Raw genomic sequence first — 21,204 nt, 5'->3', positions numbered from 1 at the left:
ACCAGCCTCATCGCCCAGCTCCAGGCAGGCTCCGCTTCGGGGTCGGATGAGCTCGGTTCGCTTGAGTCCGCCTCCGAAGAGGGCGGTTCGCTTGATACGGAGTCGCTGACCGGTGGTTCCGAGGAGGGTGGCTCGCTTGATACGGAGTCGCTGACCGGTGGTTCCGAGGAGGGTGGCTCGCTTGATACGGAGTCGCTGACCGGTGGTTCCGAGGAGGGCGGTTCGCTTGATACGGAGTCGCTGACCGGTGGTTCCGAGGAGGGCGGTTCGCTTGATACGGAGTCGCTGACCGGTGGTTCCGAGGAGGGTGGCTCGCTGACCAGCCTCATCGCCCAGCTCCAGGCAGGCTCCGCTTCGGGGTCGGATGAGCTCGGTTCGCTTGAGTCCGCCTCCGAAGAGGGCGGTTCGCTTGATACGGAGTCGCTGACCGGTGGTTCCGAGGAGGGCGGTTCGCTTGATACGGAGTCGCTGACCAGTGGTTCCGAGGAGGGTGGCTCGCTTGATACGGAGTCGCTGACCGGTGGTTCCGAGGAAGGTGGCTCGCTTGACGCAGGCTCGCTCGGTGACATCCTCGGTGAGCTGACCGGCTCGGCCTCCGGTTCCGGCGAGGGCGCCGGCTCTGACTTCGGTTCGGGCGACGTCACCGTCCCCGGTTCGGGTGCGGGTTCCGACGCTGGCACCATCCTGGCTCTCGGTTCGCTGGCCGGCGCCGGTATCGGCATCGGACTCATCGTCTCCGGTGGCGTGAACCTCCCGGGCAGCACCCTCCCGCCGCTTCCCGAGATCAACCTGGGCATCGTCTGCAACCTCCCGCCGGAGGCCATCGACTTCCTCAAGGACAACGGCTCCATGGAGCAGGATGAGTGCGAGCCCGAGGAGGAGCAGAACTGAGGTTCTGCCCCCTCCACCGCTGACTGAGTTAGCGACCGGATAGCACTCCGGCGATCCCCCGTCGACCACACGGTCGGCGGGGGATCCGCCATTTCGGCCCCCCGGATACGCTCTCGGACATGGCCACCCCCGACTTCGTCCTCGAACTCCGCAGGCACGTGGGCACCGCCCCGCTGTGGCTGGCCGGAGCTACCGCGGTCATCCGGGACCCCGAGAGCGCCCGCGTGCTCCTGGTCCGGCGCAGTGACAACGGCTGGTGGACCCCCGTCACCGGCATCGTCGACCCCGGCGAACACCCCGCCGACGCCGCCGTCCGCGAGGCCCACGAAGAAGCCGCCGTGACCATCCGCGTCGACCGCGTCGCCTCCATCGGCGTCTCCCGCATGGTCACCTACGACAACGGCGACCGCGCCCAATACATCGACCACACCTTCGCCTGCACATACCTGCACGGCGACCCGCACCCGGCCGACGGTGAGAACACCGACGTCCGCTGGTTCGACGTCGACGACCTGCCCGAGATGCGACCCCACATGCTCGCCCGGATCGACGCCGGGTTGGCGGACGAGGAACGCGCCCGCATCGTCACCACCACCGAGGGTGACACCGGATAGCCTGCTACACCCCCCGGGGCATAGAATCGAGTCATGTCCGCCGACCGCCTCCGCGCCGAGGTCCCGCCCGCGGTGACCGCGGTCGTGGGCATCGTGGTGGCGCTGGTCAGCGGCGTGTTCGGCATCAGCGCCCACGGACTGGCCGCCGGCGCGCTCGCGGGCCCGCCCACGGTTGGCCAGATCCTCGCCGTCGCGGCCACGAGCGCGGGAATCGGTGCACTCGCCGCATCCGTCGCCCGCCGCCGGACCCCCGTCCTCGCCGCCGCGGCCGGCCTGATCGCGGGGCAGGGACTCGTCCACCTCGTACTGGCCTCCGGCCACACCCACGGCGCCGCCGGCACGACCGGTGTGCTCGGCCACCACGCCACGGACCCGGCAGCGCTCCGGGCCGCGATGGACGGCGTCGGCCCCGCCCCCGCATCCTCCGCGGCCGCACTACTCACCCCGGGAATGCTGGGTGCCCACGTTGCAGCGATCGCCACGACGCTCGCGCTCGTCGCGATCCTCTCCAGGACACTGTCCTGGTTGGCGGCTCGGATACCGCCCATGGTGGAGACGGCCCACCTCGTCGTCGTCGCCCGACTCCTGGCCTCCTACGACGCCGACACCCCCCGCGGACAATTCCTCCTGGCCCGCGGGGGAACCCGCGCGCCGCCCGTGTCTGTGTGACCACCACCCGCACCGGTACGCGCCCAGCGCTGCCGGGCGATCACACACACCACACGAGGACTCCCACACCATGCGTACCCACACTCGTGCCGCCTTCGTCGCGGCCTCCGCACTCGCGCTCGCCCTCACCACCACCGCCTGCGCGACCGACGACACCGACACCACGACCGCCGCCACCCCCGCCGCCGCGGCCGACACCGCCCACACCGCCGACTCAACCGCCTCCACGACCGTGACCTTCGACGACGGATGGGCCAAGGCCACCGGCACGGAGATGACCGGCGTCTTCGGCACCATCACCAACCCCGGCGACGCCGACCTGCACCTCACCGGCGTCGAGAGCGATCTCGGCGACAGCGCCGAACTGCACGAGACCGTCCCCGGCGCCAGCGGGATGATGATGCAGGAACGCGAGGACGGCTTCGTCATCCCCGCCGGCGGCGAGCTCGTCCTGGAGCCCGGCGGCAACCACATCATGCTCATGGAGCTGGGGCGACCCATCACCACCGGCCAGCAGATCACCCTCACCCTCGAGTTCGACGGCGCCGAGCAGGACGTCACCGTCTCCGCCCGCGACTTCCAGGGCGGGGAGGAGGAGTACGTCGGCGGCGGTCACGGTGAGATGAACGGGGGCATGGGCAGCGATGGCTGAGCAGGACCGTCGCGGTCTGTCCCGGCGGTCGGTGCTCAGTGGCGGCGTCGCGGCGGCGGTGGGTGCCGGCGTCGTCGGTGGTGCTGTCGTGGGCGGTGCCGCCGGGTACGCGGGGCGAGGCGTCGTCGACGACGACGAGGTGATCCGAGACTGGAAGGCGGTCGCCGACTCGCGAGTCGTCGGGACGGCCACCGAACCGTTCCACGGCCCGCACCAGGCCGGCATCACCACACGACCGCAATCGCATGCCGCGTTCGTGGCGTTCGACATCGTCCCGGGGGCGACCCGCACGGAGATCCAGGGAGTCCTGCGGGCGTGGTCCCAGGACGCCGCCCGGCTCACCCGGGGGCGAGGCGGACTCGCCAACCTCGAACCCGAGCTCGCCGAGGATCCGGCGCGGCTCACGGTCACCATCGGGTTCGGGCCCGGGCTGTTCGACGCGATCGGGATGCCGGACAAGCGTCCCGCGTGGCTCGCTCAGTTGCCGGCGTTCCCGCAGATCGACCGACTCGAGGACCGCTGGTCCGGCGGGGACCTGCTGCTGCAGATCTGCGCCGACGACCCGGTGATCGTCTCCCACGCTGCCCGGGTGTTGGCGTCCGGCGTGCGGGGGGTTGCCCGGCAGAAGTGGGTGCAGCGGGGCTTCCGCAAGGCCGTCGGCACCGACCCGACCGGGCGGACGCAGCGCAACCTGTTCGGGCAGGTCGACGGCACCGTCAACCCCACCGAGCAGGACGTGGACTTCGATCAGCTCCTGTTCTCCGATGGCACCTCCTCTGACGGGCAGGTCCAGCGGTGGATGCGGGGTGGGTCCTCGCTCGTGCTGCGTCGGATCCGCATGACGATGGACACGTGGGAGGAGATCGACCGCACCTCACGCGAGCTGAGCGTCGGCCGGCGGCTCGACACCGGCGCCCCGCTTACCGGGGTGCACGAGCACGACCCGGCCGACTTCGACGCGGTCGACGAGGTGGGCCTTCCGGTGATCCCGCCGGAGTCCCACATCGCGCGAGCGAGGCAGCGCAACCGTGGCGAGGCCATGCTGCGGCGGCCGTACAACTACGACGACCCGCCGGAGGGCGGCGAGATCAGCAACTCCGGTCTGTTGTTCACCGCCTACCAGGCCGATCCGGTGCGGACGTACATCCCCGTCCAGCGGCGGCTCGCCGAGCAGGACGCGCTCAACACGTGGACCATCCCCATCGGGTCCGCCGTGTTCGCGCTGCCGCCCGGCGCTCCGGAGGGCGGGTACGTGGGGCAGGGGCTGTTCGAGGGCTGACGGGCGCCCGCTCGCGCCGCAGCCGCCGGCCTCACGACGCAGCCGCCGGCCTCACGCCACAGCCGCCGGCCTCACGCCACAGCCGCCGGCCTCACGACGCAGCCGCCCGCCGCGACGGCGTCTCGCCTGCACCGCGGTGCAGGCGAGACGCCATGCCGGCGGGCGGCTGTGGCCGCAGCGGGGTGACGGCGGTCAGATGGCGGCAGCGATCGCGTCGGCCATGGCCTCTTGGCCGAGTGCAGTGGGGTGCATCGGGTAGGCGCCGGTCGGGGCCCCGCCGGTGAAGTCGGTCCAGCGCTCATCGTCGTTGCCACACGCACTGCGGTCCACGGTGGGGTCGACGGGCAGGACCGAGACGTGACCGTTGCGGACAGCGGCGGCGTCGACGGCGGCGTTGATCCTCGCGGTCACCTCGCGGGCCCACGTCACATCGTCCGGGACGAGCTGCTCGGTGAACGCGCAGCTCTCACCCTCGGCCGGCATGAGCGGCAGGTACTGGGTCGCGACGACCGTCGCGTCCGGCGCCTTCTCCTCGATCAGCGCGTAGATCGTGTCGACCTTCGTCGCGACCGGCACGTCCCCCTCGGTACCCGCGCCGAAGACGGAGTCGATGGCAGCGGTGATGTCGTCGTCGAGCTCAGCACGACAGTTGGGAGTGGTGGCGTAGTCGTTCCGCTTGGTGATGCAGTCGACGATTGTGCCGAAGCCGACGTCGTTGCCGCCGATCGACAGGGTCACCAGATCGGTGTCGGCGTCGAGGGCGTCGAGCTGGGCGGGGACCCCGTCGTACTGGAACCCCGTGAGGCTGGGGATGATCGCCCCGCCGCAGGTGACGTCAACCAGCTCACCAACCGCCGAGTTCACGTCGAGCACATTCGGATAGTTGGTCAGACTGCGGCCGCACCGGGCGGCGGGGCCATCCGTGACCACGGGCTCCGTCTGGTCCCCGAACGCGGCATAGGAGTCGCCGAGCGCCACGTAGTCGGCGTAGGCCGGAGTCGAGAGCGAGCCGAGCGAACCCGACGCACTGACAGGGGTGCCGACGCTCGACCCCAGGGAGCCGAGGGCGATCGTGCCGTCCGCCTGGGTGGTGGACTGGGCACCAGCGACGGGTGCGGCCGTGAGGACGACGGACGCGGCCAGGGCGAGGGAGGTGGTGAGGGTGCGGGAACCGGCGAAGCGGCGCCGAGGAGTGGTGAGCATGAGCTCTATGTTCTCTCATCGACGCCGCTTCGTTACCGAATTGGGCCCAACTGGACAGTCGTCAGGTGACGTGACCGGACTCAGGCATCGCCCAGCGCGGCGAGCACCCGATCCGCGACGTGCGCATGGCCGGCGGTGGTCGGATGGACCGGCACCGCGCCCGTGTCCAGCCCGGTGAAGTCCACCCAGCGGTTCTCGGGCGGGGTGCACATCGAGTGGCCCGGTTCATCGGGGATCACGACGGTGGCGCCGTTGCGCTCGGCGGCGTCGCGGACGACGCGGTTGATGCTGTCCTGGAAGCCGCGGACCTTGGCCCGCTCCTCCCGGCTGATCGCCATGAACGGAGCGCAGGCCGGGGATTGCTCGATGATCCGGTCGTCCGCGGGCACCGCGGCCAGGTACCCGACCGTCACCACGCGGGCCTGCGGTGCGCGCTCGGCGATCCCGGCGTACACCGCGTCCATCCGCTGGTCGAGGTCCTGGAGCGCCTGGGCCGCCTGCCGGTCGATGACGTCCGCGCAGCCCGCGGTGGGGTCGAAGCCCTTCGAGAGGCTCGCGGTGGCGCCGTCGACGAGCGGAAGCAGTTCGGGCGCGGTGTTGGGCCGCAGCGCACACGCCACGATCACGGCGGCGAAGCCCACGTCGTTGCCGCCGATGGTCATGGACACCAGGTCGGTGTCGGCGTCGAGGGCGTCGAACTGCGGCGGGGCGCCCGTGCGGCCGACGGCAGTGAAGTCGTCGGCCACGGCGCCGCCGCAGCTGGCGTTGACGAAGGTGCCCACCCCCAGCTCGCGGGCGACCACGGTGGGATAGGCGTCGTCGGTGCGCACACACGCGACCGGACCCGCACCCCACGAGCCGGGCGCGATCCTGCCGACGGCGGCGTAGGAGTCGCCCAGCGCCACGTACTTGGAGGGGCCGGTGCCCGCACCCGACAGGACGGTCGGACCCATCCCGGTGCCGGTGACCTGGCCGGCGATGGTGCCACCCAGAGTCTGCGCGGATCCGCTGGCGAGCTCGAGTGGGGAGGCCTGCGGCACGACGGGGCCTGGGATGGCGGGCGCGGCCGAGACCGGGGCGACCAGCAGCGGGGTGAGCAGAACGGCGGTGGCAGCGGCGGCGCCGGCGACCAGGCGGCGCATGGCGCGGGAAGGAGACGTGTGCATGGGATCACTGTCCCATGAACACCTGTCTAGTTGGGCGTCTCTCCCGAGCCTCCCGAGCCCTCCCGGACGCGACGGGAGGGCTCGGAAGGGGCGTCGGGGCCGTCAGTCGGCGGGCGGGGCCGCCGGGAGTCGGACGACCTGGCCGGCGTAGGAGAGGCCGGCACCGAACCCGATGCACAGCGCAACGTCGCCCTGCTTGGACTGGCCCTCGCGCAGCATGGTCTCCATGGCCAGCGGGATCGAGGCCGCCGAGGTGTTGCCGGTCTGCTCGATGTCGTTGGCGATCGCCACGGTGTCGGGCAGGCCCAGGTGCTTGGCCATGGCCGAGTTGATGCGGCCGTTGGCCTGGTGCGGGACGAACGCCTGGATCTGCTCCGCGGTCACCCCGGCCGTCTCCAGCGTCTCGGCACAGACCTTGGACACCTGCACGGCGGCCCAGCGGAAGACCTTGGACCCGTTCATGGTCAGGTAGGGCTGCCGGACGTCGTCGGCACCGGAGTCGACCTCGTCGACGTACGCCTTGAAGTCCTTGGTCTGGCTGATGGCGCTGCCCTGCTCGCCGTCGGAGCCCCAGACCACCGGGCTGATGTCGTTGGTCTCGGCCGGGCCCACCACGACCGCGCCGGCGCCGTCACCGAAGATGAACGAGGTGTTGCGGTCGGTGAAGTCGATGCCGTCGCTCATCTTCTCCACACCGATCACCACGACGTACCGGGAGGCACCGCCACGGATCATGTTCGTCGCGACCGCGAGGCCGTACCCGAACCCGGCACAGCCGGCGGTGAGGTCGAACGCGGCGATGCCGTTGCGTCCGAGGTTCGTGGCCACCTGGGGCGCGGCGTGGGGCACCTGGGTCCAGTTGGTCGACGTGCACAGGATGACCGCGTCGACGAGCTCGGGGTCGATCCCTGCGGAGGCCACGGCCTTCCGGGCCGCCTCGGTCGACATCATGACGATCGACTCGTCTGCGCTCGCGAAACGACGGTTGAGGATCCCGGACCGCTCGTAGATCCACTCGCTGGTCGAGTCGATCGTCTCGCAGATCTCCTCGTTGCTGACGACGCGCTCAGGGCGGTACGCGCCGATACCCAGCAGGGTGGAGCCGGGCGCGCCCGCGCCGGTCGCGATGGTCACGGTCTCGTTGGAATCCGCCATACGGATGTAGCTCCTCGTCGGTGTGCGGTTCGGGATCGGGTCCCGCTGGCGCGGCCCGTCACGATACTTCTCCGCAACAGTACTGCGGTCGGTGAGAACATCGGCACATACGACCGTGACGTTTCGCCCCCGACAGCGGCCACCCCCTCCGGTGCGCGGCTCAGCCGCGGGCGAGCCCCTCGAGCCACTCCCGCCAGCGCGGCGCGTCCCAGGTAGGCGGGACGTCCACCGCGGCGGCCCCGAGCGGTCGGCCGTCGCCACCGGGGGCGTCGACGTACTCGAACACCCGCACCGCCAGCGCGGCCCGGCCGACGGCGTCCTCGTGGGTCTCGCCGGCGGGGAACGCGAACAGCTCGAGCATGCCGTCGGCCGGCGCCGAGAGGATGAGCGTCCGCGAGGCCTCGGACCCGATCGCCACGATGCCGCCCACCTCGCCGGACCTGGCGACCACGCCACCGTCACCCGGGTTCCCGCCCACGCCGGACGCCGGGGCGATGAGCGCCGCCGTCACCCGGGCCCACAACTCCGGCACCGTGGCCTCGACCGGATCGGTGGCCGCGTCCACGGTCACCACCCCGTCGGCCGGGCGATGGGTCAGCCGGTGGGCCAGCACAGTCAGCGCCTGCACCCACCCGTCGACACTGCCGTCCACCGACTCCTCCGCCAGTTGCCCGCCGGAGCCGAACCCCGACCGCAGGGTGAGCACGCTGCCGCCCTCGCCGTCGTCGACCACCTCACACGACGTCTCCCACGGCGGCACCGGTACACCCTCGCCCATCCAGTCCCGCTCTTCGTAGGCGAACAGTCCGGGGACGCTCCCGACGGGCGGCGTGTAGTCGGTGATCTGGCCGACCGTCGCGGTGAGCATCGCCTCGGCGGCGGCCTCCAGGCCGGTCGTGGGATCGGGGGCGCCGGGGTCGGCGAACTGCACGATCCGGCCCCCGACCTGCGGTTCCATCGCGCACGGCACGAACCAGGAGGAGATCCCCTCGCCGGTGGCGACCGCGTCCCACACCACCGCGGGCGCCACGGGCAGCGGCACCCGGCACGCCACGCGCCGACCGCCGTCCTCGGTCTCGATCCCCGCCGTCACGTCGTACACGGGCGTACTCCCCTCACCGGTCCGCTGCTCTTGCCGCGTAACGCTACCGGCGCGCCGGCCGGACGTAGTGTGGCGGTCGTGAGTGCGACGACCGGGAGGCGAGTGGGTGGCGGTAGTGCCCGGACCGGTACCACCCGCGGACCGATCGCAGCGACCGCCCTGCTCTTCGCCGCCAACGGTGCGATCTTCGGCGCCATCGTGCCCCGCCTGCCCGACCTGAAGAACGCGCTCGACCTGGGCCCGGCCGGATTCGGCCTGGCCATGGCCTGCTATCCGGCCGGCGCGCTCGTCGGTGGCCTGCTCACCCCCGCGTTGATGCGGCGGCGTTCGGACGGGGCGGTCGCGGTCGCGGCGATGGTCGTGGCGTCGGGCGTCGCGGCGCTCGTCGGCTTCTCGCCCGTCGTGGCCGTGTTCGCGGGATTGCTGCTGCTGTTCGGGCTGACCGACGCGATCACCGACGTGGCGATGAACGCCCACGGGATTCGCGTGCAGTCGCGTCACGGCAGGTCGCTGATCAACCGGTTCCACGCGGTGTGGTCGCTCGGTGCGGCGCTTGGCGCGGTCGGGGGATCGGTGGCCGCGGGCGTCGGCACGCCGGTGGTGGGGCAGATGATCGTGGCGGGAGTCGTCTGTGCGCTCGCCGCGCTGGCCGCACTTCCCCTCCGGCTGGGTCCGCCGGTCGCCGAGGACGACTCCGGGCGCGACCTCGACACCATGCCCCCGTCCGCCGCGTCGTCTCCCGCCGACCGGGACGTCTCCCGCCGCGTACCGGTCGGTCGCGCGCTGCTGCTCCTGCTCGCGCTGGGGGTGCTCGCCGGATGCGCCACCCTCGTCGAGGACTTCGCCCAGACGTGGTCCGCGCTCTACCTGCGCGAGGTCGCGGCAGCGGGCGCCGGCCTGGCGGGTCTCGGGTTCGTCGCGGTGCAGGGCACGCAGCTCGTCGGACGCGTCACCGGTGACCGCCTGGTCGAGGGGTTCGGCGCGGCGCACGTCGGCCGGATGGGCGGGGCGTGCGTGGTGCTGGGCTCGGGTGCTGCGCTGGTCGCGTCGTCGCTGCTCGACGGCCCCGCCCTGCTGATGGTCCTGCTCGCTGGATTCGCGCTGGCCGGGTGGGGCATCGCCACCGTCATCCCGGGTGCGATGGTCGCCGCCGACTCCGTGCCCGGCCTGGCTCCCGGCGCGGGGCTGGCGGTGCTCAACTGGGTCCTGCGACTGGGCTTCCTGGCCTCCCCGCCGCTCGTCGGTCTCATCGCGGAGCATGTCGGGATGCGCTGGACGGTCGTGCCGATGCTGGTGGGCGGCGTGCTCATCGCCGCGCTCGCCGGGCCGCTGCTCGGCCGCGACACGAGGGGAGATCGACGTGGATGACCGGGTGTTCGTCAAGAGGGGCTCCCGCCACGGCCCCGACTTCTTCCGCCACGAGGCCGCGGGTCTGGCCTGGCTCGCCGCGGCCCCCGGCGGGCCGAGGGTGGTCCGGGTGGAGGAGGTCGACGACGACGAGATCACCCTCGAGAGAATTCCCGCGGGTCGCGCGACGACGCGGGCGGCTCTGCGGTTCGGTCGGTCGCTGGCGGCGATGCACGATGCGGGCGCGGCCGCCTGGGGCGCACCCGCGGACGGCTGGGCGGGCCGGTGCTTCATCGGCAACCGGCCCCAGGAGTGCGCGCCCACCGGGTCGTGGGGCGAGTTCTACGCCGAGCAGCGGGTCCGGCCGTTCGTTCGGATAGCCGTGGACCTCGGAGTCCTCGGCGGCGCCGACCTCGCCGTGGTCGAGCGGGCCTGCGACCGCGTGGCGTCCGGCGAACTCGACGACCCCGACGACGTCCCCGCCCGCCTCCACGGCGACCTGTGGACCGGCAACGTGCTGTGGACCCCGGCGCGGGCCGACGGGGAGGGCGGCGGAGAGAACGACGTCGAGGCCGTGCTCATCGACCCCGCCGCGCACGGCGGCCACCGCGAGACCGACCTCGCGATGCTCGCGCTGTTCGGCTCGCCGCACCCGGAGGAGATCCTCCGCGGGTACGACGAGGCGCACCCGCTTCGGGAGGGATGGCGCGACAGGGTCCCGCTGCATCAGCTGCACCCGCTGGCCACCCACTCCGCCGGGCACGGCGCCGGCTACGCGATCGTGCTGGCCGACGCCGCCCGGCAGGTCCTACGGCTCTAGGCCGGTCAGCCCGCCGCCGGGCTGATGCGGAACACGGAGTCGCGATTGTCGGCGTCGGAGGTCGTCACCAGCAGCGAGCCGTCGGGCTCGGGCGCCAGGGACCGCAGGCGACCGAACTCGCCCTCGAGGAGCACCGACGCGTCGACGACCGACCGGCCGTCCTGGCCGAGCCGGAGCAGGACCAACTTCTGGGTCTTGAGGTTCGCCATCGCGAGCGCTCCCTCCCACTCGCCCCACTCGGGTCCCAGGAACTCAATGTCGGCGGGCGCGAGCGTGGGCGAGCCGGAGGACCAGACGGACTCGACCGCATCCGGGAACTCCTCGGTGTCGGTCATGGGGACGTTCTGGTCGTAGCGTCCGCCGACGTTCGGGTTCCACCCGTAGTTGGCACCTGGCTCGAGGAGGTTGACCTCGTCGTCGACATCCGGACCGTGCTCGGCTGAGTAGACGCGGCCGGATCCGGGTTCGATCGCCAGGCCCTGGACGTTGCGGTGGCCGATGGTGTTGATCACCGAGTCGCCGGTGGCCGGGGTCCCGTCGGGGTTGATGTGCAGTGTCTTGCCGGCCAGGGAGTCGGTGGACTGCGGACCCGTGGCGTTGTACGTGTCGCCGGTGCCCACGAAGAGCGTTCCGTCCGGGGCGGTGAGCAGGCGGCAGCCGCTGTGGATGCCCTCGGCGCCCAGCGGGATGCCGGTGATGGTGTCGCGGACCTTGGTCAGCGCGGACCAGTCCTCGGCGGCCTCGAAGGTGGTGATCCGGTTGTCGCGCTCACCGCCGACCGATCGCGACCAACACACGTGGATTTCGCGGTTCTCGGCGAAGTCGCGGTCCACGGCCATACCCATCAGGCCACTCTCGGACTGGCGGAAGAGGCCCGGCAGGTCGATCGACACGGTGCGCTGCTCCTCGCCTGGGCGCTGCACGAGCATCCGGCCACCGCGCTCGCCGGTGAGGAGGGTGCCGTCCGGGGCACGGACCACGTCCCAGGGGATGTTGAGCCCCTCCATGACGACCGCGGTCTCGACGGCCGGGCCCTCGACGATCTCGACGTCCGGTCCGGCACCGATGCCGGGGGTCGGCGGGAACAGCAGGCCAGGCGGGACGGAACCCGTGTCCACCGACCCGGCCGAACCGGCCCCGAGGGAGCCGAGCTGGGCGGATGCCACGGCAGGCAGCGCGAGAGTCACGGCGGTGGCCGCGGCGGCGAGACCGACAGCGGTTCGGGCGCGGGAACGGGCGGCTGCGCGGCGCGCGCGAGGAGCGGAGCGGTACGGCACGGAGATCTCCCTGGAGTGCGGCATCAAATGTGGTGCGGCCCACAACCTAGGGGTGATGTGGAACCGGCGGTACCGGACCGAGCCGGGACCGTGGCGGTGGCGGTGGCGGTGGCGGTGGCGGTGGCGGGGCCGGGGTGTCACCCTGCTGCGGGCCGGACGCGCAGGACCATGTCCTCGCCACCACCGTTGGAGGTGGTGACGAGCAGCGATCCGCCGGGCTCGGGCGTGATCGAGCGCAGGCGGCCGTACTCGTCGCGCAGGATCGTCGCGGTCGCGGTGACGGAGGTGCCGTCCTCGGACAGCGTCATCAGGACGATCTGGCTGGTCTTGAGCATCGCCACCGCCAGGGCTCCGTCCCACTCGCTCCACGCGGGGTCGTCGAGGAACGCGATCCCGCCCGGGGCGAGGGTCGGGTCCCCGGATCGCCACGCCGCCTCAACAGCATCGGGGAAGTCGCGCATGTCGGTCATCGGTACGTTCTGGTCGTACCTGCCGTCAGAGTTCGGGTCCCAGCCGTAGTTGGACCCGGGAATCACGAGGTTCACCTCGTCGTCGACGTCCGGCCCGTGCTCTGCCGAGACGATCTGGCCAGAGCCCGGCCGCAGGGCCAGCCCTTGCACGTTGCGGTGCCCGTAGGTCAGGACGGGGGAGTCGCCGATCGTGTCGTCGGCCGGCTCGCCGTCGCGGGTGACGTGCAGGATCTTGCCCGAGAGCGACTCGGGGTCCTGGGGCGCCGGGCCGGTGAACGCATCGCCCGTGCCGATGTACAGAGTGCCGTCCGGGTGGACCACGATGCGGCAACCCGAGTGCAGTCCCCGGTCGGCCAGCAGGATGCCGTCCACGAGAACCCGTGGCGACTCGAGGGCGGACCAGTCCTCGGTGGCGGTCCAGGCCGTGACGCGGTTGTCGTCCGCCTCGGCCGAGGAATGGCAGGTGTAGACCTCGCGGCTGGTGGCGAAGTCCTCTGCCAGCGCCATCCCCATCAGGCCGCTCTCGCCCCGGTCGTACAGTTCGCCGAAGTCCGCGTCGACGACGGTCCGCTCCCCGCTCCCGCGGATCGCGTACAGGGTTCCCGAACCCCGCTCGCCGGTGACGATGACGCCCTCGGGGTCGCGGACGACGTCCCATGGGATCGTCAAACCATCCGCGATCGTCTCGACCTCGACGACGGGGCCGGGCGCGAGCGGTTGCCCGGAGGCCCGCGATTCGGGCGGGTTACTGCTCGCGGCGCCACCGCCGTCCCCGTCGTCGGTCGTCGAGCACGCGGCGAGCGGGACGGCGACCGCCACCGCCACGAGAGCGGCCAGCCCTGCGAGGGATCGAGGGAACTCGGTGCGGTGCACTGCTACTCCTGGGCCGGGCCTGGGCGGGGTGGGGGATCCGGTGAGGCGCCCCGTGAGGCCGAACCTATTCGACCCGCGGTGCGCGCGACACCGGAAGACCGGCCTCGGGCACCGCCGGGTCACCCGCCGACCATGGGCCGGATCCGCAGGACCTTGTCCTGGCCATTGCCGTTCGAGGTGGTCGCGAGGACGGTGCCGTCCGGCTCCGATATCAGGGAGCGGATGCGGCCGTACTGGCCCGCGAGGATCTCGACGGAGTCGGTGACCCGAAGTCCGTCGTCGGAGAGCGTCATGAGTGCGACGCGCTGGGACTTGAGCATCGCCACCGCGAGCGCGCCGTTCCACTCGCCCCACGACGGATGGTCGAGGAAGGTGATCCCGCTGGTGGCCCAGGTCGGGTCGCCCGACGACCACACCGCCGTCATCGCGTCGGGGAACTTCTCGAGATCGGTCATCGGGGAGGCGTCGTCGTGGTTACGCGGGATGCCGAGCCGGAAGGGATCCCATCCGTAGTTCCTCCGCGGGAGGATGAGGTTGATCTCGTCGTCGACCAGCGTGCCGTGCTCGGCGGAGAAGACGCGGCCGGTGCCGGGCTGGAGTGCCAACCCCTGCACATTGCGGTGGCCGTATGTCAGGATGCGGGGGTCGGTCCCGTCCTCGCGGATCGTGTCCGGGGCGGGCGAGCCGTCCCGCTCGACATGCAGAACCTTGCCCCCGAGCGACTGCATGTCCTGCGGCACCGAGCCGTGGAACGTGTCGCCCGTGCCGATGTACAGCGAGCCGTCGGGATGGGCGAGGATCCGACAGCCGGAGTGGTGCCCGATGTCCTGCCGGGCGATGCCGGGCACGATGACGTCGATCTCGTCGAGCCGGGACCAGTCGTCGGCTGCGCGCCAGGCGGTGACCCGGCTGTCCCCGGGGACGCCGCCGGGGAAGTCGACGGAGTGGCAGGTGTACACCTCCCGGCTGGTCGCGAAGTCGTGAGCCAGCGCGATGCCCATGAGGCCACTCTCGCCCCCGGCGAACAGCTGGCCAAGGTCGGCCTCGACGTCCGACCGGGTGCCGTCGGGTCGAGCCGCGACGATCTTCCCGGTGCCGCGCTCGCCGGTGACGACGACGCCGTCCGGGTCGCGGACGACGTCCCACGGGATCGTCAGACCGTCCAGCACCACGTCGACTTCGACGGCGGGGCCCGGCTGGAGTGGCGGCGGGAGGGTCTCCCCGCCGCGTGGGCCCACTGAGCCGAGCGAGCCGGGGGCCACTGAGCCGAGCGAGCCGGGGGCCACTGAGCCGAGCGAGCCGGGGGCCACCGAGCCGAGCGAGCCGGTGACGCTGTCCTGCGCGTAGGCGAGGGTGGGCGAGGCCACCGACACGGCGGCGACGGCGGCCACGCCCGCGAGCAGGCGACCGCGGAAGGTGCGAGAGTTCGGGCGGGTCGGGGTGTGGGGTCGCGGTATCGACACAGGGGCTCCGAGGGGAAGGGGACATCGATGTCCGGAACATGGGCGACCCGCGGACGGCCCGCCCTCGGGTTTCTCGAAGACGCTAGCCCACGGGTCCGACACGAACGCCCCGCGCCACCGTCACCGCCCGGTCCACGAGAAGACCGTTCCGCACACCCGCCTCTCGGGCGATGTGTGCGGAACGGTCTTGTCGACGCCGGAGCCCGGTTGGGCCGCGTGCCGGGCGGGGCCTAGAGCTCCTCGATGCTCGCGGTCGCGTGCACGGTCCCCAGCTTCTTGGGATTGCGCACGGTCAGCGACCAGGAGGGATCCCCGGCGCCGCCGCGACGGGCGTAGATTCCCAGCTTGGCCGGCAGGATCACGGGCTTGCCGAACTCCACCGAGTAGCGGGCCCGCTCGGGAATCCCGCCCTCGACCGTGCCGAGCAGCGTGGCGGCCGTCCACATGCCGTGGGCGATGACGTTCGGGAAGCCGAACGCCTTCGCGCCCACCTTGGACACGTGGATGGGATTGCGGTCCCCGGACACGGCCGCGTACTCCGCGATCTGCGCCTCGGACACCGACTTCACGACGGTGGGGTCGCCGATCTCGGCCGCGGTCGGCGGCTCGGGCCTCGGCGGGCGCGGGGCGTCCTTGGCGGGGCTCAGCGAGGTCCGCCGCTTCGAGAGCAGGGCCGACCGTTGCACCCAGGCGGGCTCGTCGTCGTCGCCTGTCCTGATCTCGGTGACCACGTCCAACAGCAACCCGGCGGGGTGCTCCCGCAGGTTCTCCGCGTGCGCGCGGATGTTCAGCTCGTCGCCGACCCGCAGCGGGCGGCGCGATTCGATCTCGTTGGTCAGGTGCACCGACCCCATCGCCGGCACCGGGTAGTCCGGATCCAGCATGAGCTGCATGCTCAGCGGGAACGCCAGGGTGAACGGGTAGGTCAGCGGCAGCTCGTCGGTCAGCCGCAGGCCACAGACGCGGGCGTAGGCGGCCAAGTTGGCCACGTCCACGCGCACGCCGGCGACCTCGACGCCCTTCGACGGCATGGACTTGCCGTCGCGGGAGCCGCCTACGACGGGCAGGGCTCCCACCGCGGCCCTGCCGTACTGGGCGAGCAGGTTGGGGATGGCGGGAAGGCGGGTGTACTCCACGTCAGATCACGCACCCAGCAGGGACTGGCCGCACACGCGGATCACGTTGTTGGTGACCGTGGACGAGGCGGGGTTGGCGAAGTAGGCGATCGTCTCGGCCACGTCGACCGGCAGACCGCCCTGCTGCATGGAGTTCATGCGACGGCCGGCCTCGCGGGTGGCGAACGGGATGGCGGCCGTCATCTGCGTCTCGATGAAGCCCGGCGCCACGGCGTTGACGGTGACGTTCTTCGAGGCCAGCTCGGCCGAGGCGCCGTTGACGAACCCGATCACACCGGCCTTCGAGGCCGCGTAGTTGGTCTGGCCGCGGTTACCGGCGATGCCGGCCATCGAAGACACACCCACGACGCGCGAGCCCTCGCCCAGCACGCCCTTCTCGGCGAGCTCGGCGGTGATGCGCTCGGGGGCGATGAGGTTGACGGCCATGACGGAGTCCCAGCGGGCGCTGTCCATGCCGGCCAGCGTCTTGTCGCGGGTGATGCCGGCGTTGTGGACGAGGACGTCGACGCGGCCGTCGTGACGCTCGGTCACGTGCTTGGCCAGGACCTCGGCGGCGTCGGCGGCGGTGACGTCCAGCGGCAGCGAGGTGCCGCCGACCTTGTTGGCGGTGGCGGACAGCGACTCGCCCGCAGCCGGGATGTCGCAGCAGATCACGTGCGCGCCGTCGCGGGAGAGCACGGCCGCGATCTCGGCGCCGATACCGCGGGCGGCGCCGGTGACGACGGCGAGCTTGCCCTCGAGCGGGCGGTCCCACGATGCCGGGGCGGTGGCCGAGCCGGCCCCCACGCGGAACACCTGCGCGTCGACGTACGCCGACTTGCCGGACAGGATGAACCGCAGGGTGGATTCGAGTCCGGAGGCTCCCGCGTCGGCGTCGGGGGAGACGTACACGAGCTGGACGGTGGAGCCGCGCTTCATCTCCTTGCCGAGCGAGCGGGTGAAGCCCTCGAGCGCGCGCTGGGCGATGCGCTCCTCGACCGAGCCCGTCTCCTCCGGGGTGGTGCCCAGTACGACGATGCGGCCGCTGGCGGCGACGTTGCGGACGACCGGGTTGAAGAACTCGAACAGGGCCTTGAGGTCCTCCGGGCGACGCAGCGAGGTGGCGTCGAAGACGAGACCGGCGAACTTGCCCTCGGCGCCCGCGGCGGCCAGCTCGTAGTCGCCGGCCAGCATCTCCCGGACGGGCTCGGCCAGGCGGCCCTCGCCGCCGATGAGGACGGGACCGTGCAGGGCGGGCTGCCCGGCCTCGTACCGGCGCAGCTGCTCCGGCTGCGGGAGGCCGACCTTGCCGGCGATGAACGACCCCGGGGCCGAGGTCACGAACTGCGAGTAGAGGTCGAGGTTGCCCTGTGCCATGGCGATCATCTCCTGGAGAGGTGCGGTACTACGGGTCGACAAGTAACTTACTGCTGAGTAACAATACGTGCAGGGCCGCGTTTCGGGCCACCGGACACCGAGAACACAACGGGAGTGACACACGTGACCACCAGCCCCCGCAAGGTCGCCATCGTCGGCGGCAACCGAATTCCCTTCGCCCGCTCGAACGGCAAGTACGCGGACGCCTCCAACCAGGACATGCTCACCGCCGCGATCGACGGACTGGCCAGCCGCTACAACCTCCAGGGCAAGCGCGTCGGGTCGGTCGTCGCCGGCGCCGTGCTCAAGCACTCCCGCGACTTCAACCTCACCCGTGAGTCGGTCATCGGCTCGGTGCTCGACTCGGCCAGCCCGGCCTACGACGTCCAGCAGGCCTGCGGCACCGGCCTGGCCGCCGCGATCCAGGTGGCCGACGCGATCGCCCTCGGGCGTATCGAGTCCGGCATCGCCGGAGGCACCGACACCACCTCGGATGCGCCGCTCTCGGTGAACGACGACCTGCGCAAGACCCTCATCAAGGTCAGCTCCGCCAAGTCCACCGTCGACCGCCTGAAGCTCCTCGGTGAGATCCGCCCGCAGGGCCTCGTGCCCGAGCAGCCGCAGAACGCCGAGCCGCGTACCGGGCTGTCGATGGGTGAGCACGCCGCCATCACCGCCCGCGAGATGGGGGTGACGCGCGCCGACCAGGACGCCCTGGCCGTCGCCAGCCACCACAACCTCGCCGCCTCCTACGAGTCCGGTTTCCAGGACGACCTGGTGACGCCGTACCTCGGCGTCGCCCGCGACGACAACATGCGGCCCGACTCCTCCGAAGAGAAGCTGGGCAAGCTCAAGCCGGTCTTCGGCAAGCGCGACGCCGAGGCCCACGGCACCGAGGCCACCATGACGGCCGGCAACTCCACCCCGCTGACCGACGGCGCCTCCACCGTGCTGCTGGCCAGCGAGGAGTGGGCGAAGGAGAACAAGCTGCCGGTCCGCGCCTACCTGGTGGACTCGGAGACCGCCTCGGTGGACTTCGTCCACGGCCACGACGGTCGCACGCCCGACGGGCTGCTCATGGCCCCCACCTATGCTGTGCCGCGGCTGCTGGCCCGCAACGGCCTGACCCTGCAGGACTTCGACTACTACGAGATCCACGAGGCGTTCGCCTCGCAGGTGCTGGCCACCCTGGCCGCGTGGGAGTCCGAGGAGTACTGCACCGAGCGTCTGGGCCTGGACAAGGCCCTGGGGTCGATCGACCGCTCCAAGCTCAACGTCAACGGCTCGTCGCTGGCGGCCGGTCACCCGTTCGCCGCCACCGGCGGCCGCATCCTGGCCGCCGCGGCCAAGCTGCTCGAGCAGAAGGGCTCCGGCCGGGCGCTCATCTCCGTCTGCGCCGCGGGCGGCCAGGGCGTCACCGCGATCGTGGAGCGCTGACCCCCGCACCTCGTCCACCTCGCCGCGGGCTCGTCCCGTGAGTCCGATGAGCGCAGCCCCCGCGTCCGGCGCGGGGGCTGCGCTCATCGGTATCGGTCCGTCATAGTGGTGTTCACAGTGGTTCGGGCGGGGACGTCCCCGGCCGGCGGCCCGCGGGGTTCCGCCGTCCCCCGCTCGGGAGGAGGTGGATGACGCGTGGTCGAGTCCCACGATGACGACACCCCGGCACGCCCCGTCGCGATCGAGGGCGCGGGCCCGCACCCGGCTGCGTCCGACCGACATCGGTACCGGGTGCGGTCGCGGTGGATCTACACCGGTGTGGGCCTGTTCATGGCACTTGCGGTCCTGTACGGCTTCGATCTCGTGCACAGCATCGGCCGGGTCCCGCGCGGGACGGAGGTCGCCGGCATCCAGGTGGGCGGGATGCGGACCGCCGACGCCGAACGGCGACTGATCGCCGAGCTCGGACCGCGGGTCGACGACGAGGTGGATCTGCGCGCCGGGGCCGTGTCGACCACGCTTGACCCCGACTCGGTCGGCCTGTCGGTGGACTGGCAGGGCACGCTCGACCGGGGCGGTGAACAGCCTCTGAACCCGCTGAAGCGGCTGATCAGCGTGGTGTGGTCGACCGAGGTCGGTATCGCCAGCGTCATCCCGGACGCACGGCTGACCGATTTCCTCGAGCGCCTCGCCCTCCAGGCGGACTTCGAGCCCCGCGAGGGCGCCATCTGGTTCGACCGGGATCAGGTCCGCTCGGCCATCCCGCTCGACGGGCAGCGCCTACAGATCGAGAACTCCCGCGACGCGGTGCTCGAGCACTGGCTCGACGACGACGGAGTGGACCTGCCCGTCGACTACACGCCCACCGAGACCGACGCCGAACAGGTGCGGGCGCTGGTCCGGGACGTGGCCGAGCCCGCCGCCTCCCGGGACCTGACGCTGCTGGCCTCGCGGATGCGCGACGACGGCACCGAGCCGGCGACCACCACCGTCACCACCAGGCTCCCCGCCCCGCCACCGGGCCCCGGGCGCGAGCGGCCCGAGCCCCCCGAGCGGGAGATCGAGATGGTCGACCCGGACGACCCGGGCGCGGTGCCGGTGCTGTTCCCCCGCGACCGGATCGGGGAGTACCTCAGCTTCGTCCGCGAGGGCGACGTGCTCGAGCCCCGCTTCGACGCCGACGCCGCCAAGGGGATCCTGGACCCGCTCCTGGAGGAGACCGAGCAGGTGGGCAGGGACGCGAGTTTCGAGTTCAGCGGGTCAAGCGCCACCATCGTGCCCGCGGTCCAGGGACGCACCGTCGAATGGGGCCCGCTGCTCGGTCGGCTGCCCGGGCAACTCACCGACGTCGACGGCCCGCGTGTGCTCCCCGTCGGCTACGTGGGCCGCGACCCCGAGCTGACCACCGCGGAGGCCGAGCAGGCCGGCATCCGCGAGCCCGTCGGCCAGTTCACCGTGGCCGTCGGCGCGAGCGGACAGGCCCAGTCGATGATCGCCTCGCTGGCCGGGCACTTCATCCCGGCAGGCGGGAGCTTCTCCATGGCGGAGGTCGCCGGCACGGTCTCCGGAGACGTGTCCGCCGACGCCGTCGCCACCGCCCTGTTCAACGCGGCGTTCGACTCCGGCGCACAGGACCTCGTCCGCAGCTCCCGCGGTGTCGACGGCGACGCGTTCCCGGCGGGCCGCGATGCCACCGCCTCGGCCGACGTCGGATTCCGAAACGCCCAGGACACCGGCCTGGTGATCGATGCCTCGGGTAGCGGCAACTCGGTGACGGTCCGGCTGTGGGGGACGCCCGAGTACACGGTGAGGGTCTCGACGGCCCCCCGGACCGACATCCGGCGGGCCCAGACCCGGGTCGTCAGCACGGCCGGGTGTACCCCGAGTCCGGGCGCGGACGGGTACACCGCCCGCGTGACCCGGGTCGTCCTGCGCGGCGGCGACACCGTGAGCACCGACACCGTCTCGTCGAGCTACGCGCCGCGAGACCGGATCGTGTGCCGGGCCGAGACTCCCGAGGACGACGATCCCACCTCGTCACCGCCACCACCGCCGCCCGCGCTCCCCGGACCCGGTGACCCGATCCGGATCCCGGGCCTACCGGAGTTCCGCATTCCCGGCGTACCCGGCAACTAGAGCGCCGAATCCGCTACCCGGATTCCGGATCCGCCCTGTGGCTCAGGCTGGTTGTGAGTCGGCGATGGGCGCTGGCGGGAGGGTGTCGAGATGACGGTGGTTGTTCCATCACGCGAGCGCAGCGTTGAGGAGAGGCGGCGGTTGGCGCTTGAGTATGT

At 72.0% G+C, this 21,204-nt stretch carries 17 protein-coding genes and 1 pseudogene; 9 read left to right on the top strand and 9 right to left on the bottom strand.

Features of this window, described 5'->3' with window-relative positions; all coding sequences use genetic code 11:
* From AC3DEV_RS16555 to AC3DEV_RS16535, 5 genes and pseudogenes are all read left to right on the top strand, one after another.
* Positions 1 to 891 (top strand): annotated as a pseudogene (locus AC3DEV_RS16555) (hypothetical protein); the annotation flags it as partial.
* 119 nt (positions 892 to 1,010) lie between these two features.
* On the top strand, positions 1,011 to 1,505 hold the full coding sequence (locus tag AC3DEV_RS16550) for an NUDIX hydrolase (RefSeq protein ID WP_488372792.1): 495 nt from the start codon (positions 1,011 to 1,013) through the stop codon (positions 1,503 to 1,505).
* A 33-nt stretch (positions 1,506 to 1,538) separates the two neighbouring features.
* A complete protein-coding gene (locus tag AC3DEV_RS16545) occupies positions 1,539 to 2,174 on the top strand; it encodes a hypothetical protein (RefSeq protein ID WP_488372791.1) in 636 nt (211 codons plus the stop codon).
* Positions 2,175 to 2,244: 70 nt separating this feature from the next.
* On the top strand, positions 2,245 to 2,826 hold the full coding sequence (locus tag AC3DEV_RS16540) for a copper chaperone PCu(A)C (protein WP_488372790.1): 582 nt from the start codon (positions 2,245 to 2,247) through the stop codon (positions 2,824 to 2,826).
* On the top strand, positions 2,819 to 4,105 hold the full coding sequence (locus AC3DEV_RS16535; protein WP_488372789.1) for a Dyp-type peroxidase: 1,287 nt from the start codon (positions 2,819 to 2,821) through the stop codon (positions 4,103 to 4,105). Before AC3DEV_RS16540 ends, AC3DEV_RS16535 begins: the two co-directional genes overlap by 8 nt.
* A gap of 192 nt (positions 4,106 to 4,297) precedes the next feature.
* On the opposite strand, the gene AC3DEV_RS16530 is transcribed toward AC3DEV_RS16535, so the two are convergent.
* The 4 genes from AC3DEV_RS16530 to AC3DEV_RS16515 form a co-directional block, all read right to left on the bottom strand.
* The gene (locus AC3DEV_RS16530; RefSeq protein ID WP_488372788.1) at positions 4,298 to 5,308 is read right to left on the bottom strand and encodes an SGNH/GDSL hydrolase family protein; all 1,011 of its coding nucleotides are present in this window, start codon (positions 5,306 to 5,308) and stop codon (positions 4,298 to 4,300) included.
* Between the two features lie 80 nt (positions 5,309 to 5,388).
* Positions 5,389 to 6,474: an SGNH/GDSL hydrolase family protein gene (locus AC3DEV_RS16525; protein WP_488372787.1), complete on the bottom strand. Its 1,086-nt coding sequence runs from the start codon at positions 6,472 to 6,474 to the stop codon at positions 5,389 to 5,391.
* Between the two features lie 102 nt (positions 6,475 to 6,576).
* Entirely contained in the window at positions 6,577 to 7,629 is a 1,053-nt protein-coding gene (locus tag AC3DEV_RS16520) for a beta-ketoacyl-ACP synthase III (RefSeq protein ID WP_488372786.1), read from the bottom strand.
* Between the two features lie 160 nt (positions 7,630 to 7,789).
* A complete protein-coding gene (locus AC3DEV_RS16515; protein ID WP_488372785.1) occupies positions 7,790 to 8,731 on the bottom strand; it encodes an SRPBCC family protein in 942 nt (313 codons plus the stop codon).
* A gap of 78 nt (positions 8,732 to 8,809) precedes the next feature.
* Between AC3DEV_RS16515 and AC3DEV_RS16510 the strand changes: the two genes are divergently transcribed.
* Entirely contained in the window at positions 8,810 to 10,099 is a 1,290-nt protein-coding gene (locus AC3DEV_RS16510) for an MFS transporter (RefSeq protein WP_488372784.1), read from the top strand.
* Positions 10,092 to 10,898 carry a fructosamine kinase family protein gene (locus AC3DEV_RS16505; protein WP_488372783.1) on the top strand — a complete coding sequence of 269 codons (807 nt, stop codon included), beginning with the start codon at positions 10,092 to 10,094 and terminating at the stop codon, positions 10,896 to 10,898. Before AC3DEV_RS16510 ends, AC3DEV_RS16505 begins: the two co-directional genes overlap by 8 nt.
* Positions 10,899 to 10,903: 5 nt before the next feature.
* On the opposite strand, the gene AC3DEV_RS16500 is transcribed toward AC3DEV_RS16505, so the two are convergent.
* From AC3DEV_RS16500 to AC3DEV_RS16480, 5 genes are all read right to left on the bottom strand, one after another.
* Positions 10,904 to 12,085 carry a PQQ-dependent sugar dehydrogenase gene (locus AC3DEV_RS16500; RefSeq protein WP_488372796.1) on the bottom strand — a complete coding sequence of 394 codons (1,182 nt, stop codon included), beginning with the start codon at positions 12,083 to 12,085 and terminating at the stop codon, positions 10,904 to 10,906.
* Between the two features lie 227 nt (positions 12,086 to 12,312).
* On the bottom strand, positions 12,313 to 13,518 hold the full coding sequence (locus tag AC3DEV_RS16495) for a PQQ-dependent sugar dehydrogenase (RefSeq protein ID WP_488372782.1): 1,206 nt from the start codon (positions 13,516 to 13,518) through the stop codon (positions 12,313 to 12,315).
* 119 nt (positions 13,519 to 13,637) lie between these two features.
* Positions 13,638 to 14,981 carry a PQQ-dependent sugar dehydrogenase gene (locus tag AC3DEV_RS16490; protein ID WP_488372781.1) on the bottom strand — a complete coding sequence of 448 codons (1,344 nt, stop codon included), beginning with the start codon at positions 14,979 to 14,981 and terminating at the stop codon, positions 13,638 to 13,640.
* A 230-nt stretch (positions 14,982 to 15,211) separates the two neighbouring features.
* Entirely contained in the window at positions 15,212 to 16,117 is a 906-nt protein-coding gene (locus tag AC3DEV_RS16485) for a MaoC/PaaZ C-terminal domain-containing protein (protein ID WP_488372780.1), read from the bottom strand.
* A 6-nt stretch (positions 16,118 to 16,123) separates the two neighbouring features.
* Positions 16,124 to 17,473: a 3-oxoacyl-ACP reductase gene (locus tag AC3DEV_RS16480; RefSeq protein WP_069389503.1), complete on the bottom strand. Its 1,350-nt coding sequence runs from the start codon at positions 17,471 to 17,473 to the stop codon at positions 16,124 to 16,126.
* A 123-nt stretch (positions 17,474 to 17,596) separates the two neighbouring features.
* Here AC3DEV_RS16480 and AC3DEV_RS16475 point away from each other — a divergent pair, with 123 nt between their 5' ends.
* Together AC3DEV_RS16475 and AC3DEV_RS16470 are read left to right on the top strand one after the other, a co-directional pair.
* Positions 17,597 to 18,910 (top strand): acetyl-CoA C-acetyltransferase, encoded by a 1,314-nt coding sequence (locus tag AC3DEV_RS16475; RefSeq protein WP_067717232.1) that lies wholly within the window; start codon positions 17,597 to 17,599, stop codon positions 18,908 to 18,910.
* A gap of 195 nt (positions 18,911 to 19,105) precedes the next feature.
* Positions 19,106 to 21,046 (top strand): VanW family protein, encoded by a 1,941-nt coding sequence (locus tag AC3DEV_RS16470; RefSeq protein ID WP_488372779.1) that lies wholly within the window; start codon positions 19,106 to 19,108, stop codon positions 21,044 to 21,046.
* Positions 21,047 to 21,204 lie beyond the last annotated feature (158 nt).

This window comes from Dietzia sp. IBK-p2-15D (genome assembly GCF_057773105.1).
Note: the sequence above shows the minus strand (reverse complement) of the source record. Positions and strands in the feature narration are given on the sequence as shown.

What these genes read in the sequence shown, in the direction of transcription:
- AC3DEV_RS16550 (WP_488372792.1), top strand. Translation starts at nt 1,011, where the DNA reads ATGGCCACCCCCGACTTCGTCCTCGAACTCCGCAGGCACGTGGGCACC.
- AC3DEV_RS16545 (WP_488372791.1), top strand. Translation starts at nt 1,539, where the DNA reads ATGTCCGCCGACCGCCTCCGCGCCGAGGTCCCGCCCGCGGTGACCGCG.
- AC3DEV_RS16540 (WP_488372790.1), top strand. Translation starts at nt 2,245, where the DNA reads ATGCGTACCCACACTCGTGCCGCCTTCGTCGCGGCCTCCGCACTCGCG.
- AC3DEV_RS16535 (WP_488372789.1), top strand. Translation starts at nt 2,819, where the DNA reads ATGGCTGAGCAGGACCGTCGCGGTCTGTCCCGGCGGTCGGTGCTCAGT.
- AC3DEV_RS16530 (WP_488372788.1), bottom strand. Translation starts at nt 5,308, where the DNA reads ATGCTCACCACTCCTCGGCGCCGCTTCGCCGGTTCCCGCACCCTCACC.
- AC3DEV_RS16525 (WP_488372787.1), bottom strand. Translation starts at nt 6,474, where the DNA reads ATGCACACGTCTCCTTCCCGCGCCATGCGCCGCCTGGTCGCCGGCGCC.
- AC3DEV_RS16520 (WP_488372786.1), bottom strand. Translation starts at nt 7,629, where the DNA reads ATGGCGGATTCCAACGAGACCGTGACCATCGCGACCGGCGCGGGCGCG.
- AC3DEV_RS16480 (WP_069389503.1), bottom strand. Translation starts at nt 17,473, where the DNA reads ATGGCACAGGGCAACCTCGACCTCTACTCGCAGTTCGTGACCTCGGCC.